Genomic DNA, 15,312 nt, shown 5'->3' with positions numbered 1-15,312 from the left:
CCGCGCGAGCCGGTGACCAGCAGCGCGCCGCCGCCGACGTCGTACTCGATGTAGTAGCGGCTGCTGGCCTGCACGGGCAGGACCCCGGTGGTGTTGGGCAGGGGACGCCGGGTCACCCCGCCGGGCAGGTTGGCGCCGGTGTCGACGTCGGCCAGCAGGTCGATGACCCGCAGCGGCAGGTCGACGGGCGAGACGTAGGGCAGGCCGCTGACCGGGTCGTTCGGCGCGACCTCGCCCGCGGGCGCGGTGCGCTGGTCGGGATCCTGGCCGCCGAAGGTCGAGCTGCCGGGGTCGCGCCCGGCCAGCAGCCAGATGCCCACGACCACCGCCAGCACCAGCACCATGGCGAGCGCGCCCGAAGGACCCCCGCGCGGGGGCCGGACGTTCTCGGGAGAGATCCGGTAGACCACGGCGTCAGCTCCTGGTCGGTCCTGGGTTGGTCGAGGTGGGTCCGGCTAGAGCGCCATCGCCTGGGCGCGGCGCTTGACCTCGGAGCCGCGGTTCTCGCGCAGCGCGTCGATCGGCCGGCCGGGCAGCGCCTGGTCGAGGAACAGCCACGCGATGCACTCGCGGTCGTCGTAGCGGCCGTCGTGGAGCACGGTCAGCAGACCGGGCAGGCCCTTGACCGGCAGCCGCTCCTCCTCGTCGATGAACAGGGCGGGGATCTTCTGGCCCTCGCCCGGCACCGGCACCGCGGCAGCCAGCTCGTGGGTGCGGATCATCGTGCGGACCTTGCCGACGCTGACCTCGAGCCGGCGCGCGGCCTCAGCCCAGTCGATCCAGTCGTCGACCAGGGCGGCCAGGTCGTGCTCGGCCAGGGAAGTCTCGCTCATGGCTCCATGGTCCCACCCCGCACCAGGCCCGACCAACCGAGCGGCCCCAGGGCGGCCCCCGAGCGCCCCTCGGGGCGGCCCCGGCGACCCGCCTGGGGGTCGCCGGTGCCCGGTCAGAGCCCGCCTCACGCCTACGATGGAGCGGCCGGAACCTTCCCCGTCCGGCCCCGCAGGAGGTCGCTGTGCCGCCAGACCGGCAGCCGCACGAGGTCGTCCGGCCTGCCCGCCAGGGCACGTCCGGTGGCTCCGCCGACCCCATGACCGGCCGGCTGCTCGACGGCCGCTACCGCATCGGGTCGCGCATCGCGCGCGGCGGCATGGCCAGCGTCTACGAGGCCACCGACCTGCGCCTGGACCGCGTGGTGGCCGTCAAGGTGATGCACGTCGGCCTCGGCGACGACGAGGAGTTCGCCGCGCGCTTCGTGCGCGAGGCGCGGGCCGCGGCCCGGCTCTCGCACCCCAACGTGGTGGCCGTCTTCGACCAGGGCGACGACGACGGCACGGTCTTCCTGGCCATGGAGCTCATCGCCGGCCACACGCTGCGCGACGTCATCGTCAAGGAGGCGCCGATGTCGCCGGCCCGGGCGCTGGCGCTCGTCGAGCCGGTCGTCTCCGCGCTGGCCGCGGCGCACCGCTCGGGCATCGTGCACCGCGACGTGAAGCCCGAGAACGTGCTGATCGCCGACGACGGCCGGGTCAAGGTCGCCGACTTCGGCCTGGCCAAGGCCGTGGGCACCGACACCCAGCACACCGCGACCGGCGGCGTGCTGATCGGCACCGTCTCCTACCTGGCCCCCGAGCTGGTCTCGCAGGGCATCAGCGACGCCCGCGCCGACGTCTACGCCGTGGGCGTGCTGCTCTACGAGCTGCTCACCGGCGCCAAGCCGCACGAGGGCGAGAGCCCGATCCAGGTCGCCTACAAGCACGTGCACGAGGACGTCTCCCCGCCCTCGCTGCTGGAGCCCGGCCTCCCCGGGTACGTCGACGCGCTGGTCGCCCGGGCCACCGCGCGCGACCGCGGGCTGCGCCCCGCCGACGCCGGCGTGCTGCTGCACCACGTACACCGCGTGGCGCACGCGCTCGCGGAGGGCGTGCGCGAGGACCCCGAGCTCACCCAGGACCTGGCGCCGCTGCTGCTGCACCCCGACACCGGCGTGCCCGTCGTCGAGGAGCCCGTCCGCGAGGACACCGGCACGACGGGCCCGGTGCCCGCGGGTGCCGACCACGAGCCGACGTCGCTGCTGCGCGCCGGCGTGCCGGCGGCGGCGTCCGCGTCGGCCGGCCCGTCCGCGCCCCGGGCGAACGGCCAGGACCGGGCTGCCGCGGCGGCACCGGCCCCGCCGTCCCGACCCGGCCGGCGGGGCCGGCGCTGGCGCGGACCGCTGCTGGTGCTGCTCGCCGTGGTGATCGCCACGACCCTCGGCCTGGGCGCCTGGTGGTACGGCTGGGCCCGCTACTCGACCGTGCCCAGCGTCCTGGAGCAGGGCCGCGCCTCGGCGGTCGCCGAGCTCGAGGACGCCGGTTTCGACGTCGTCGTCGGCGAGGCCGTCTACAGCAACCGGGTGCCCGAGGGCCGGGTGGTCAGCGCCGACCCTGGCGCCGGCAGCCGGGCCCTGACGGGCGACGAGGTCACGATCGTGCTGAGCCTGGGGGTCGAGCTGTACCCCGTGCCCGAGATGGCCGGACGCACCCTCGAGGAGGCCGAGGCCGCCCTGGCCGAGGTGGACCTCGAGCTCGGACGGGTGCGCGAGAAGTTCTCCGAGTCGGTGCCCGACGACCAGGTGGTGCGCAGCACCCCGGTCGCCGGCAAGGAGCTGCGTCCCGGCGCGGCCGTCGACCTCGTGGTCAGCAAGGGCCGGCGCCCGATCAACGTCGGCGACTGGGTCGGGGAGCCGGCCGACGAGGCGCAGCGCACGCTCGAGCGCAAGGGCCTGGTCGTCCAGCGCAACGAGGACGTCTTCTCCGACAGCGTGCCCGCCGGTGACGTGGTCTCCCAGGAGCCGGGCAGCGGCACGTTGTTCAAGGGCGACACCGTCACCCTCACCGTCTCGAAGGGCCCCGAGCTGGTCGAGGTGCCCGGCGTGAAGGCCCAGGGCGTCGATGCCGCGCGGGCCGAGCTGGAGTCGCTCGGCTTCGTCGTGCGCGTGGAGAACATCTCCGACTACCTCGGCCTGGGTTTCGTCTTCCGCACCGACCCCGGGGCCGGCGAGATGGTCCCCAAGGGCTCGACGATCACGCTCTACCTCATCTAGTCACTTCTGACCATGCCCAGGTAGCCCCGGTGGGTCATTTTACTTTGACCGATCGGGTAGCACACTCGATGTCGCGGGCTCGGGGTCCGCAACCCCTGGGGAGGGGCAGCACGAGGGGGCGACGATGCGTCGACACGGGAGAGCGAGCACCGCAGCGGGCACCGGGGGGTGGCACGACACGCACACGGTGGTCGCGGTCGGTGGGGTGGCTGCGGCCGTGGCGGTGTCGGTGGGCCTCCTGCCCGAGGCACTGGGCCGTGACCCGCGCCTCGTCGACCCCCTCGTGCTGGGGAGCACCCTGCTGCTGGTGCTGGCCGTCGGTCTGCTCGTGCACGGCGCGGCCGCCCGGATGCTCCGTCTGGTCGACGAGCAGCGTGCCGAGCTCGAGGCGGCCCTCGTCGAGACGGCCAGCGCCGGGGCCCGGCGCGAGGCGCGGGCCGAGGAGGTCGAGCACGACACCCGCAGCGCGCTGGGGGCGCTGCGGTCGGCGCTGTCGACCCTCGACCGGTACGCCGACGAGCTCGACCGCGACCTGGCCCACCGGCTGCAGTCGGCGGCGCTGCGCGAGGTCGACCACCTCGAGCAGCTGCTGCGGCAGCGGGGCTCCGACCAGGGCTCCGACCGGTGCTCCGACTGGGTCGCCTTCGACGTGCGCGAGGTGGTGCGCGACGTCGCCCTGACCCGCCAGGTCGCCGGTCTGCGGGTGCGCACCGACGAGGTCGCCGGACGGGCGCTCGGCTCGCCGGGCGACCTGTCGACGGTGCTGGGCAACCTGCTGGTCAACGCCATGCGGCACGCGCCGGGCGCCGAGGTGCGGGTGTCCACCAGCGTGGTCGGCGACGTCCTCGAGCTGCGGGTCCACGACGACGGCCCCGGCATCAGCCCCGCGCTGGCTCCGACGGTCTTCGAGCGGGGCGTGCACGGCGGGCACGTGCTCAGCACCGGGCTCGGCCTGCACATCTCGCGCGAGCTGGCGCGCGACATGGGAGGCGAGCTGCACCTCGAGCCGACGCCCGTGGGGTGCTGCTTCGTGCTCACCCTGGTGCGGGCCGGAGACGAGTCCGCCCAGCCCACCACCCGGCCCGCCGCAGGGAAGGCCGTGGCCGGGCCCGTGGACCACGCTCCGCAGCGCACCGAGGACGGCCACCCCCTGCACACCGTGTGAGGCCCGGCACGTCGGCGCCGATTGGCAGCGCCCCCGCCGCGCTCCCTAGCGTGCTCGCGTGAGCACCCTCGACGCCGCTGCGCTCGCGCGGCGCAACCCCGTCGGCACCCACGTCCTGGTCGGCAAGGGCCTGGCGGCCGGGGCCCTGGCCGACGCCGAGCGGCTGGGCTGCGAGACCCTGCAGGTCTTCGTGGGCAACCCGCGCGGCTGGGCGCTGAGCCCGGGCCGCCCGGCCGACGACGAGGCCTTCCGCACCGCGACGGCCGAGCGCGGCATCCGCACGTTCATCCACTCCCCCTACCTGGTCAACCTCGGCTCGCCGACGCCGAGCACCTACGACAACAGCGTCGCCGTCGTGGCCCACAACCTGCGCCGCGCCGCCGAGATCGGCGCCGAGGGGGTCGTGGTGCACACCGGCTCGTACGTCGAGCCGCAGGGCGACCCGGCCGGTGCCGCCGAGCGCCACGCGGCAGCCCTGGGCCAGGTGCGCGAGGGGCTGCTGCCGCTGCTGGAGACCCTGGGCGACGACGCCCCCTGGCTGCTGCTCGAGCCGACCGCGGGCCAGGGCCGCTCGCTGTGCGCCGGCGTCGAGGACCTGGCGGCGTACCTCGACGCGCTCGACCACCACCCGCGCGCCGGGATCTGCCTCGACACCTGCCACGTCTTCGCGGCCGGTGCCCCGCTCGACGAGCCGGGCGGGGCCACGGCCACCCTCGACCGTCTCGTCGAGATCGGCGGGCCGGGCCGGCTGCGGCTGGTGCACGCCAACGACTCCAAGGACGTGCGCGGCGCCTTCAAGGACCGCCACGAGCGGATCGGCGAGGGCCACGTCGGCACCGCCGCGTTCAACGAGCTCTTCGCCCACCCGGCGACCGAGGGGGTGCCGTTCGTGCTCGAGACGCCCGGCTCGCGCGACGACGACAACGCCGACATCCCCCTGCTCAAGCGCCTGCGCGCCGAGGCCCACGGCGTGGCACGGTGACCACAGGCACCACGACGGGCACCGGCACGGGCAACGGGACGGCGACCGTCGGGCGTCGTACCTCGGTGCTGGCGACCCTCGCGCTGCTGGCGATGACCGCCAGCTGGGGCAGCACCTTCTTCCTGATCAAGGACCTGCTCGAGCGGGTGCCCACCCTCGACTTCCTGGCGGTGCGCTTCGCCGTGGCGACGGTGGCGATGGTGGTGGTGGCCCCGCGCGCCCTGTCGCGGCTCAGCGCCCGCTCGCGGCGCCACGCCGCGGTGCTCGGCCTCGTCTACGGCCTGGCCCAGATCCTGCAGACCGCCGGGCTGGCGCACACCCCGGCCAGCGTGTCGGGCTTCATCACCGGCATGTACGTCGTCGTCACCCCGCTGCTGGCCGCCGTGCTGCTGCGCACCCGCATCGGGCGCACCACGTGGGCGGCGGTGGCCCTGGCCACAGCGGGCCTGGCGGTGCTGAGCCTCGACGGGTTCTCGGTCGGCTACGGCGAGGCGATCACCTTCGTCTCCGCGCTCCTCTACGCGCTGCACATCGTGGGCCTGGGGGCCTGGTCGGACGCGCGCCAGGCGCTGGGGATGGCGATCCTGCAGATCGGGGTGATCGCGCTGGTCTGCACCCTGGCCACCGCCCCCGACGGCATCGTGCTGCCGAGCAGCCGTGCCGACTGGGCGTCGGTGGTCTACATGGCACTGGTCGCCGGCGCGCTGGCGATGCTGGCCCAGACCTGGGCACAGGCGCACCTGCCGCCCACCCGCACGGCGCTGATCATGAGCATGGAGCCCGTCTTCGCGGCCACGTTCGCGGTGTGGCTGGGCGGCGAGGCGACGACCGCCCGGATGCTGGGCGGTGGCCTGATGGTGCTCACCGCGATGCTGGTCGTCGAGCTGCGCCCACCGCGCAGCCAGCACCCGCCCGGCCCACGTCCCAGCCCCGACGACGGTCCGATCGAGGGCCAGGTCACCCACCTGGCGGTGTAGCCGGCACGTGACGCGGGTCTCGCGGACTGGAAGCCCGGCGCCGGGCCCCGCACCCGCGCCTACCCTCCTCCCATGGTCGTCGTCATGTCCCCCGACGCCACCGACGAGGACGTCGCCCGGGTCGTCGAGAGGGTCGAGGGCGTCGGCGGCGAGGCGTTCGTCAGCAAGGGCGTGCTGCGCACGATCATCGGGCTGGTCGGCGACATCGAGTCCTTCCACCACCTCAACCTGCGCACCCTGCGCGGCGTCGCCGACGTGCACCGCATCTCCGACCCCTACAAGCTGGTCAGCCGCCAGCACCACCCGCACCGCTCGACGGTCTGGGTCGGCCCGCCCGGACGCCAGGTCCCGATCGGCCCCGACACCTTCACGTTCCTGGCCGGGCCGTGCGCCGTCGAGACGCCGGCCCAGACCCTCGAGGCGGCGCAGATGGCCGCCTCCGCGGGCGCCACGATCCTGCGCGGCGGAGCCTTCAAGCCGCGCACGTCGCCGTACGCCTTCCAGGGCCTGGGGGTGCGCGGCCTCGAGATCCTCGCCGACGTCCGCGAGGCCACCGGGATGCCCGTGGTCACCGAGGTCGTCGACGCCCGCGACGTGGCCGTGGTCGCCGAGCACGCCGACATGCTGCAGGTCGGCACCCGCAACATGGCCAACTTCGGGCTGCTGCAGGCCGTCGGCGACGCCGGCAAGCCGGTGCTGCTCAAGCGCGGCATGACCGCGACGATCGAGGAGTGGCTGATGGCGGCCGAGTACGTCGCCCAGCGCGGCAACCTCGACATCGTGCTGTGCGAGCGGGGCATCCGCACCTTCGAGCCGGCCACCCGCAACACCCTGGACATCTCCGCGGTGCCGGTGGTGCAGGCCACCAGCCACCTGCCGGTGATCACCGACCCCTCGCACGCCGCCGGGCGCAAGGACCTGGTGGTGCCGCTGTCGCGGGCCTCCATCGCGGCCGGCGCCGACGGCGTCATCGTCGACGTGCACCCCGACCCCGAGACCGCGCTCTGCGACGGCCCGCAGGCGCTGCTGGGCACCGAGCTGCGCGAGCTCGCGTCGGCGGTGCGCCGCCTGCCGCCGGTGCTGGGCCGCATCGACGCGTCGGAGCGGATCCGCACCACCTGAGCGGCCTGGGGTCGCTGGCTAGGCTGGGTCGCGCCGCACGGGAGGGGCCCGCGGCACCCTGGGGAGGGACGTGACGGCGTACTGCACCGCCTGCGGAGCCGCCCTGCTCGACGTGGGGCGCTACTGCACGAGCTGCGGGCACCGCCGGGCCGACGCCCCCGAGGTGGAGGCGCCGCCGCCTGCCGGACAGCAGCCGGGCCCGGCGCGCTACCCGCTCTACGTCGACCCCGAGCCCACGCCCGAGCCCACGCACGAGCCCACGCACGAGCCCACGCACCGGTCCGCGCACCCGCCGCCCGGCTCGTGGCACCAGCCGACCGAGACGGCTCTGCCGCCCGTGCCCGCGGCTCCCCCGCCGCCACCCGCCCCCGCAGCCCGGCCCCGGCGCCGGGGTCCGCTCCTGGCGCTGGTCCTGCTGCTCGTGGCCCTGCTCGCCGTCGGCGGCGCCGCCTGGCTGGGCGGCCGCGACGGTGGCCCCACGGCGGCCGCGCCCGAGGCCGGCGGGGACGCCGAGCCCCGCTCGCTGCTCGACCTGGCCGAGGCCTTCGCACCCGCCCAGGACGACGACAGCGTCGACATCGCCACCGGCGAGACCACGACGTACGCCCCGGCGAACCTGCTCGACGACGACCCCGCCACCGCCTGGCGGGTGGCCGGCGCAGCGGTCGGCACCGAGCTGGTGCTCCGCTTCGACTCCCCGGTCACGCTGACCTCGGTCGGGCTGGTCAACGGCTACGCGAAGACGTCGGTCGCCGACGGCACCACCTACGACCTCTACACCGGCGGACGCCGGGTCACCGCCGTGACCTGGCTGCTCGGCGACGCTCCCCCGGTGCGCCAGGAGCTGTCGCAGACCCGTGAGCCGCAGGTCATCGACGTCGGCGCCGTCACCACCGACACGGTGCGCCTGCGCGTCGAGTCGGTCACCGAGCCCGGCTCGGGCCCGGCGGCGCGCGACACCACCGCGATCAGCGACGTGGTGCTCGAGGGGCTCCGCGAGTGACGCGTCCGCTCGATGGACAGATGCACCCATCGAGCGTCCGGCGGATGGGTGGTCCGACCGATGCAGGACGCCCGCGAGGACTCGTAGCGTCGGGACTCCTCACACATCGGGAGCAGCCATGACCAGCAACCAGATCGAGACGGTGATCATCGGCGCCGGCCAGTCCGGCCTCGCCACCGCCTACCACCTCCAGCAGCGAGGGCACCGCTGCGTCGTCCTCGATGCCGCCGAGCGCGTGGGCGACGGCTGGCGACACCAGTGGGACTCGCTGCGGCTCTACTCGGCCGCCCAGTACGACGGACTCCCCGGCCTGCCCTTCCCCGCACCGCGGTGGTCCTACCCCACCAAGGACCAGGTGGCCGACTACCTGGAGTCCTACGCGCGGATCTTCGACCTCCCCGTCCGGCTGCGCACCCGCGTGCTGGCGGTCGAGCCCGACGGCGAGGGCTACGCGGTGACCACCGACGCCGGCGAGCACCACTGCGACAACGTGGTCGTGGCCACCGGCACCTTCGGACGCACGCCGTTCCGTCCCGCGATCGCCGACCGGCTGGACCCCCGGATCCTCCAGCTGCACTCCAGCGAGTACCGGCGTCCCAGCCAGCTCCGGGCGGGGCCGGTGCTGGTGGTCGGCGCCAGCCACTCGGGCAGCGACATCGCGTACGAGGTCGCCGAGGACCATCCGACGATCCTGGCCGGACGTGACTGCGGGCAGATCCCGCCCCGTCTGGACTCTCGCGCCATGCACGTGCTCTTCCCGTTGCTGCTGCGGGTGTGGAACCACCTGCTGAACCGGCGTACGCCGATGGGCCGCAAGGCGATGGAGCACGTGCGTCACCACGGCGGGCCGATGCTGCGGGTCAAGCGAGCCGATCTCGCAGCGAGGGGCGTCGAACGGGTGACCTCGCGCGTCGAGGAGGTCCACGACGGCCTGCCCGTGGTCGACGCGACGCCTCGCGAGGTCAGCAACGTCGTCTGGGCGACCGGCTTCGAGCAAGCCTTCGGCTGGATACACCTGCCGGTGATCGGCGAGGACGGATGGCCGCGCGAGGTGCGCGGGGTCTGCCCGGACGCGCCGGGGCTCTTCTTCTGCGGCCTGTCCTTCCAGTTCTCCTTCACCTCGATGCTGCTGGCCGGTGTCGACCGCGACACCGCCTACGTCGCCTCGCGGGTCGCAGCCCGCGACGACGCACTGGCGCACAGCCGCGCAGGGGTCGCCGACGCCGCCTGACCGGTCGTACCCTCGAGAAGGAGGGGTGCCACCGATGGCAGTGACCGGTCTCGAGCAGGCTCGCGCCGCCTACGCGCGCGGCGACTGGGTCACGGCCTTCACGGGGTGGTCGACCGTCGAGCCCACGACCCTGTCGTCCCAGGAGCTCGACGACCTGGCGACCGCCGCCGGACTGCTCGGGCGCCACGTCGAGTGCGTCGCGGCCCTCCAGCACGCCTTCACGCGGGCGCAAGGAGCCGGGGACCTGCCGCACGCCGTGCGCCGGGCGTTCCGCCTGGCTATGACCACCGCGACCCACGGACAGCAGGCCCTCTCGGCCGGGTGGGCAGCGCGCGCCGAGGAGCTCGTCGCGGGCCTCGACGACGACGCGGTCGAGCGCGGCTGGGTGGCCCTGCTGAGGATGTTCGCAGCGCTGGGCGCCGGAGCCGTTCCCGAGGCGGCAGCCTGCGCCGACCGCGCCGCCGCTGCCGGACGCCTGCACCACGACCAGGACCTGCTCGCCATGGCGACCTGCGCCCGAGGCCGGATCGCCATGTACACCGGTCGTGTCCCGCTGGGCCTGGCACTACTCGACGAGGCGATGGTGCGTGTCGTGGCCGAGGAGACCTCACCCGTCTTCGCGGGGCACGTCTACTGCACCGCCATCGAGGGCTGCCAGGAGGTCGGCGACGTGGCTCGCATGGCGGAGTGGACCGCGGCCCTGGAGCAGTGGTGTGCGCGGCAGCCGGGCCTGTTGGCCTTCACCGGGCAGTGTGCGGTGCACCGGGGCCAGCTGATGCGCCTGCGTGGGGACTGGTCCGGGGCGCTCGAGGAGCTCGCGCTGGCGGCGCGCCGCTACGAGCAGGAGCACTCCCCCGACGCCATCGGGCTGGCGGCCTACGAGGCCGGCGAGGTGCGCCGGCTGCGGGGTGAGCACGCCGCCGCGGAGGCAGCCTACGAGCGCGCCGCCGACCACGGCCACGAGCCGCAGCCGGGACTGGCCCTGCTGTGGGTGTCGCTGGGCCGCACCGCTGCGGCCCGCTCGGCCGTGGAACGGCTGCTGGACGAGACGTCGGGCCCGGTGCAGCGCGCACGGCTGCTGCCGTCTGCCGTCGAGGTCCTGCTGGCCTGCGACGAGCAGCCGACGGCCGACGAGCTGGTCGACGAGCTCGACGCTCTCGCCGCCGACTTCGGCTGTGCGGGTCTGCTGGCCGCGGCGGCCGCCGCCCACGGCGCCACCGAGCTGGCCCGCGGCGACCCCGCTGGGGCGCTGCCCTACCTGCGCAAGGCACGCTCGGCCTGGGCCGGCCTGGGCTGCTCCTACGAGGTGGCGCGCGTGCGGGTCCGGCTGGCGCAGGCGCTGGACTCGATGGGCGACCAGGCAACGGCGCGCGCCGAGCTCGAGGCGGCGCGGCGCACCTTCGCCGAGCTCGGGGCGGCCCCGGCACTCCGGGAGGTCGACCGGTTGCTGGGCCCGGGCGTGCTCCCCGCCGGACTGACCGCCCGCGAGGTGGAGGTGCTGCGGCTGGTGGCGGCCGGCCAGAGCAACGCCCGGATCGCGAGCTCGCTCGTGCTCAGCGAGAAGACGGTGGCCCGGCACCTGAGCAACATCTTCGCCAAGCTCGACGTGTCCTCACGCACCGCCGCGGCCGCCTTCGCCTTCGAGCACGAGCTGGTGCAGGAGTCGCCTACGCGGACGTGAGCAGCTTGCCCAGCACCACGGCCGCGCGCTCGGCCGCGTCGCGGTCGACGCCGAGGTGGGTGACCAGGCGCACGGTGCGCGGCCCCACCGCAGAGACGCGTACGCCGGCCTCGGCGGCGCGTGCCACGAAGCCGGGGGCGTCGTCGTGCGGCACCACCACGATGTTGGTGTCGACCCCGGCCGGGTCGACGCCGCAAGCCTCGGCCAGCAGGGCGGCGTGCTCGTGGTCATCGGCCAGGCGGTCGAGGTGGTGGTCCAGCGCGTGCCGACCGGCCGCGGCCAGGATGCCCACCTGGCGCATCCCGCCGCCCATCCGCTTGCGACGCACCCGCGCCTCGGCGATCGCGTCGGCGGAGCCGACCATCAACGAGCCGACCGGTGCGCCGAGGCCCTTCGAGAGGCAGACCGCCATCGTGTCCGCGACCGCGCCGTACTCGGCCAGCGGCGTGCCGGTGGCCACGTGCGTGTTCCACAGCCGGGCGCCGTCGACGTGCACTGCGATCCCGGCGCCGTCGGCGAGCTCGCGCAGGTCGCGCAGGTCGCCGATCGGCAGCACGGTGCCGCCGGCGAAGTTGTGGGTGTTCTCGACCGAGACCGCCGCGGTGCGCACGAAGAAGGGCCCCATGTCGGGGGCCAGCATGTGCTCGACCACGTCGAGGTCGAGCTGGCCGCGCGGGTGCAGCCAGGTGCGCATGGTGACCCCGCTGATCGCGCCGTGGGCGCCGAGCTCGGCGCGCGCGATGTGGGCGGAGGCCTCGCAGAGCACCTCCTGGCCCGGCTCGACCAGGGCCCGCACCGCCAGCACGTTGGCCATCGACCCGGTGGGGGTGAACAGCGCCGCCTCGTGGCCCAGCAGGCCCGCGACGTGCTCCTCGAGGTCGAGCACGGTCGGGTCCTCGCCGTACACGTCGTCGCCGACCTCGGCGCGCGCCATCGCGGCGCGCATCGACTCGGTGGGCTTGGTCAGGGTGTCGGAGCGCAGGTCGATCATGGGTGGAACCTAACGCGCACCGACTGGTGTCTCGACACGCCCGTCGTCCGCGCTCGCAGGCTCGCGCGGACGGGGCTCGCTCGACCCCTTCGGCCCACGCAGCCCGCTCGCGAGCTCGCGGGCTGCTGCCTCAGGCCTTTCTGAGCATCTCCGCGACGAGGAACGCGGTCTCGAGCGACTGCACCCGGTTCAGGCGCGGGTCGCAGACCGACTCGTAGCGGTTGCCGAGGTCGATCTCGGCGAGCTCCTCGCCGCCGCCGACGCACTCGGTGACGTCGTCGCCGGTCAGCTCGATGTGGATGCCGCCGGGCCAGGTGCCCAGCGCGCGGTGCACGTCGAAGAAGCCCTGCAGCTCGTCGATGACGTCCTCGAACTTGCGGGTCTTGTAGCCCGAGGAGGCCTCGAAGGTGTTGCCGTGCATCGGGTCGCAGACCCAGGCGACCTGCAGCCCCGCGGCGGTGACCTTCTCGACCAGGTCGGGCAGGCCCTCGCGGATCTTGCCCGCGCCGAAGCGGGTGATGAAGGTCAGCCGGCCCGGGATGTTGTCGGGGTTGAGCTTGGCGGCCAGCGCGATCGCGTCGTCGGCCGAGGTGGTCGGGCCGAGCTTGACGCCGATCGGGTTGCGGATCTTGCTCAGCAGCTCGACGTGGGCGCCGTCGAGCTGGCGGGTGCGCTCGCCGATCCACACGAAGTGCCCGGAGACGTCGTACGGCGCGTCGGTGCGCGAGTCGATGCGGGTCATCGCGTGCTCGTACTCCAGCACCAGCGCCTCGTGGCTGGAGTGGAAGTCGACGCGGTGGAACTCGTCGGGGTCGGCGCCGATGGCCTTCATGAAGGTCAGCGCGCGCTCGATGTCGGCGGCCATCGACTCGTAGCGCTGCCCGATCGGGCTGGAACGCACGAAGTCGGTGTTCCAGGTGTGCACCTGGCGCAGGTCGGCGTAGCCGCCGGTGACGAAGGCGCGCACCAGGTTGAGCGTGGCCGCGGAGGCGTTGTAGACGTCGACGAGGCGCTGCGGGTCGGGCACCCGCGACTCGGGGGTGAACTCGAAGCCGTTGACCGCGTCGCCGCGGTAGGCCGGCAACGTGACGCTCTGGCCGTCGACGGTGCGGGTCTCGTTGTCGGAGGAGCGCGGCTTGGCGTACTGGCCGGCCAGGCGTCCGACCTTGACCACCGGCACGGAGCCGGCGTAGGTCAGCACGACCGCCATCTGCAGCAGCACGCGCAGCTTGTTGCGCACGTTGTCGGCGGTGACGCCGGCGAAGGTCTCGGCGCAGTCGCCGCCCTGCAGCAGGAACGCCTCGCCGCGGGTGACGGCGGCGATCTTGTCGGTCAGGTCGTCGCACTCACCGGCGAAGACCAGCGGCGGCATGGTGCGCAGCTTGGTCACGGCGGCGTCGACGGCCGCGCGGTCGGGGTAGGACGGCTGCTGGGCCGCTCCGCGGGCGTGCAGGCTCTCGAGGTCGGGGATGGCGCTCACCCGACCAGAGTACGTCCGGCGCGGGTGGGCCTCCGATTCGTCGTCCGCGGGTGGGACGGGGTGTGCCCCAGCCCACGCCGCCGGCCCACGCAGCGGGCGCTGGGGCCCTACTGCTCCTCGAGGCTGTCGATGTCGCGGAACCCGGTGCGCTGGGCGCGGATGCCGCGGTTGGTGGCCCAGGTCAGCACCCACAGGGCCACGCCGATCAGCAGCAGCACACCGGCGATGGAGTACTGGATGTGGTCGTCCTCGTTGCGCGCCCAGGGGCCCACGAGGAACGCCGCGGTGGCGGCACCGACGTACGGCACCCAGGTCGGGGCGCGGAAGACCGGCTCGGTGCGGGTGTCGCGGCGCAGCACCAGGCAGGCGATGTTGACGACCGTGAAGACGGCCAGCAGCAGCAGGCCGGTGGTGCCGGCGAGCGCGACCACCACGTCGCTGTCGGAGCGCAGCCGCACGTAGGTGATCAGGCCCAGCGCGAGGGCGGTGGTGAAGAGGATCGCGGCCCACGGCGAGCGGCGGCCCGGCAGCACCGCCGACAGCGAGCGCGGCAAGACGTCCTGCTTGCCCATGCCGTAGATCAGCCGGCTGGCCATCAGCATGTTGATCAGCGCGGTGTTGGCAACTGCGAAGACGGTGAGGAACGGGAAGATGTCGTCGATCGGCAGGCCCGGGGCGCCGACCCGCACGACGTCGAGCAGGATGCCGGCCTCGGGGTTGACCGGGTCGGTGATGTCGCCCGGTGGGATCACCACCACCACGGTGATGGCCACCAGCACGTAGATGACCGCGCAGATGCCCAGCCCGGTCAGCATCACGCGGGGGAAGGTGCGCCCGGGGTCCTCGACCTCCTCGACCATGTTGACCGAGTCCTCGAAGCCGACCATGGCGAAGAACGCCACGGTGGTGGCGATGGTGATGGCGGCGAAGACGTTCTTCTCCCCCGGCGACTCGAAGACCACGACCCGGCCGACGTCGCCGTCGGTGGCCATCGCCCAGAAGCCGATCGCGATGATGACGCCGAGCGCGAGCACCACGACCGAGGTGAGCACCACGTTGAAGCGCACGCTCTCGCCGACGCCGCGCAGGTTGACCAGCGCGAGCAGCACCATGAAGCCCAGGGCCACCAGCAGCGTCGCGGTGTCGCCGGTGGGCACCCCGCCGACGAGGCCGTCGAGGCCGAGCAGCAGGTTGGAGGCGACCAGGCCCGAGGACGTCGAGGCGCTGGTGATGCCGGAGCAGACCACGGCGAAGGCCACGATGAAGGTCAGGAAGTGCACGTTGAAGGCCTTGTGCACGAAGAGCGCGGCGCCCGCGGCCCGCGGGTGCTTGGTGACCAGCTCGAGGTAGGACAGCGCGGTCAGCGCGGCCACCGCGAAGGCGACCAGGAACGGCACCCAGGCCACACCCCCGACCTCGCCCGCCACGTCGCCGGTGATGGCGAAGACGCCGGCGCCGATGATGTCGCCGACGATGAAGAAGAGCAGCAGCCGGGGGCCGATGGCCCGCTTGAGCTCTCCCTGGTCGCTGTCGTGCACCTGCTCGGTGGTGCTCTGCGTCGCCATGGGTCCTCCGGTCCTCGCTCCTCAGGACCG

At 74.1% G+C, this 15,312-nt stretch carries 13 protein-coding genes; 8 read left to right on the top strand and 5 right to left on the bottom strand.

Annotated elements, in window-relative coordinates:
- Window positions 1-410, bottom strand: a 410-nt coding sequence (locus QWJ41_RS10680) for a hypothetical protein (protein ID WP_302708044.1), incomplete at its 3' end; no start/stop codon positions are given.
- Between the two features lie 45 nt (window positions 411-455).
- Complete coding sequence (locus tag QWJ41_RS10675) at window positions 456-833, bottom strand: Rv2175c family DNA-binding protein (protein WP_193670395.1); 378 nt, start codon at window positions 831-833, stop codon at window positions 456-458.
- Between the two features lie 182 nt (window positions 834-1,015).
- On the opposite strand from QWJ41_RS10675, the gene pknB reads away from it, so the two are divergent.
- The 8 genes from pknB (at window position 1,016) to QWJ41_RS10635 (ending at window position 11,246) form a co-directional block, all read left to right on the top strand.
- Window positions 1,016-3,085 (top strand): Stk1 family PASTA domain-containing Ser/Thr kinase, encoded by a 2,070-nt coding sequence (gene pknB / locus QWJ41_RS10670; protein WP_302708042.1) that lies wholly within the window; start codon window positions 1,016-1,018, stop codon window positions 3,083-3,085.
- A gap of 124 nt (window positions 3,086-3,209) precedes the next feature.
- Window positions 3,210-4,250, top strand: a complete 1,041-nt coding sequence (locus QWJ41_RS10665; protein WP_302708040.1) for a sensor histidine kinase — start codon at window positions 3,210-3,212, stop codon at window positions 4,248-4,250.
- 58 nt (window positions 4,251-4,308) lie between these two features.
- A complete protein-coding gene (locus tag QWJ41_RS10660; RefSeq protein ID WP_302708038.1) occupies window positions 4,309-5,232 on the top strand; it encodes a deoxyribonuclease IV in 924 nt (307 codons plus the stop codon).
- Entirely contained in the window at window positions 5,229-6,209 is a 981-nt protein-coding gene (locus QWJ41_RS10655) for a DMT family transporter (protein ID WP_302708036.1), read from the top strand. The genes QWJ41_RS10660 and QWJ41_RS10655 overlap by 4 nt, the downstream gene beginning before the upstream one ends.
- 72 nt (window positions 6,210-6,281) lie before the next feature.
- A complete protein-coding gene (gene aroF / locus QWJ41_RS10650; protein WP_302708034.1) occupies window positions 6,282-7,331 on the top strand; it encodes a 3-deoxy-7-phosphoheptulonate synthase in 1,050 nt (349 codons plus the stop codon).
- 70 nt (window positions 7,332-7,401) lie between these two features.
- Window positions 7,402-8,334: a zinc ribbon domain-containing protein gene (locus QWJ41_RS10645; RefSeq protein ID WP_302708032.1), complete on the top strand. Its 933-nt coding sequence runs from the start codon at window positions 7,402-7,404 to the stop codon at window positions 8,332-8,334.
- Between the two features lie 118 nt (window positions 8,335-8,452).
- Window positions 8,453-9,565 carry a flavin-containing monooxygenase gene (locus QWJ41_RS10640; protein WP_302708031.1) on the top strand — a complete coding sequence of 371 codons (1,113 nt, stop codon included), beginning with the start codon at window positions 8,453-8,455 and terminating at the stop codon, window positions 9,563-9,565.
- Window positions 9,566-9,599: 34 nt separating this feature from the next.
- Window positions 9,600-11,246 carry a LuxR family transcriptional regulator gene (locus QWJ41_RS10635; RefSeq protein WP_302708029.1) on the top strand — a complete coding sequence of 549 codons (1,647 nt, stop codon included), beginning with the start codon at window positions 9,600-9,602 and terminating at the stop codon, window positions 11,244-11,246.
- Here QWJ41_RS10635 and QWJ41_RS10630 read toward each other — a convergent pair.
- The 3 genes from QWJ41_RS10630 to QWJ41_RS10620 form a co-directional block, all read right to left on the bottom strand.
- Window positions 11,233-12,237, bottom strand: a complete 1,005-nt coding sequence (locus tag QWJ41_RS10630) for a threonine aldolase family protein (RefSeq protein ID WP_302708027.1) — start codon at window positions 12,235-12,237, stop codon at window positions 11,233-11,235. The genes QWJ41_RS10635 and QWJ41_RS10630 overlap by 14 nt on opposite strands.
- A 130-nt stretch (window positions 12,238-12,367) precedes the next feature.
- The gene (locus tag QWJ41_RS10625; RefSeq protein ID WP_302708025.1) at window positions 12,368-13,717 is read right to left on the bottom strand and encodes a class II 3-deoxy-7-phosphoheptulonate synthase; all 1,350 of its coding nucleotides are present in this window, start codon (window positions 13,715-13,717) and stop codon (window positions 12,368-12,370) included.
- Between the two features lie 107 nt (window positions 13,718-13,824).
- Window positions 13,825-15,282, bottom strand: coding sequence for an APC family permease (locus QWJ41_RS10620; RefSeq protein WP_302708023.1), 1,458 nt, complete (start codon window positions 15,280-15,282; stop codon window positions 13,825-13,827).
- Between the last annotated feature and the right edge of the window lie 30 nt (window positions 15,283-15,312).

This window comes from Nocardioides cremeus (genome assembly GCF_030518195.1).
Lineage (GTDB): Bacteria > Actinomycetota > Actinomycetes > Propionibacteriales > Nocardioidaceae > Nocardioides > Nocardioides cremeus.
Note: the sequence above shows the minus strand (reverse complement) of the source record. Positions and strands in the feature narration are given on the sequence as shown.

Excerpts from the sequence above, each read along its gene's own strand:
- QWJ41_RS10675 (WP_193670395.1), bottom strand. The coding sequence starts at position 833 with ATGAGCGAGACTTCCCTGGCCGAGCACGACCTGGCCGCCCTGGTCGAC.
- QWJ41_RS10665 (WP_302708040.1), top strand. The coding sequence starts at position 3,210 with ATGCGTCGACACGGGAGAGCGAGCACCGCAGCGGGCACCGGGGGGTGG.
- aroF (WP_302708034.1), top strand. The coding sequence starts at position 6,282 with ATGGTCGTCGTCATGTCCCCCGACGCCACCGACGAGGACGTCGCCCGG.
- QWJ41_RS10640 (WP_302708031.1), top strand. The coding sequence starts at position 8,453 with ATGACCAGCAACCAGATCGAGACGGTGATCATCGGCGCCGGCCAGTCC.
- QWJ41_RS10635 (WP_302708029.1), top strand. The coding sequence starts at position 9,600 with ATGGCAGTGACCGGTCTCGAGCAGGCTCGCGCCGCCTACGCGCGCGGC.
- QWJ41_RS10630 (WP_302708027.1), bottom strand. The coding sequence starts at position 12,237 with ATGATCGACCTGCGCTCCGACACCCTGACCAAGCCCACCGAGTCGATG.
- QWJ41_RS10620 (WP_302708023.1), bottom strand. The coding sequence starts at position 15,282 with ATGGCGACGCAGAGCACCACCGAGCAGGTGCACGACAGCGACCAGGGA.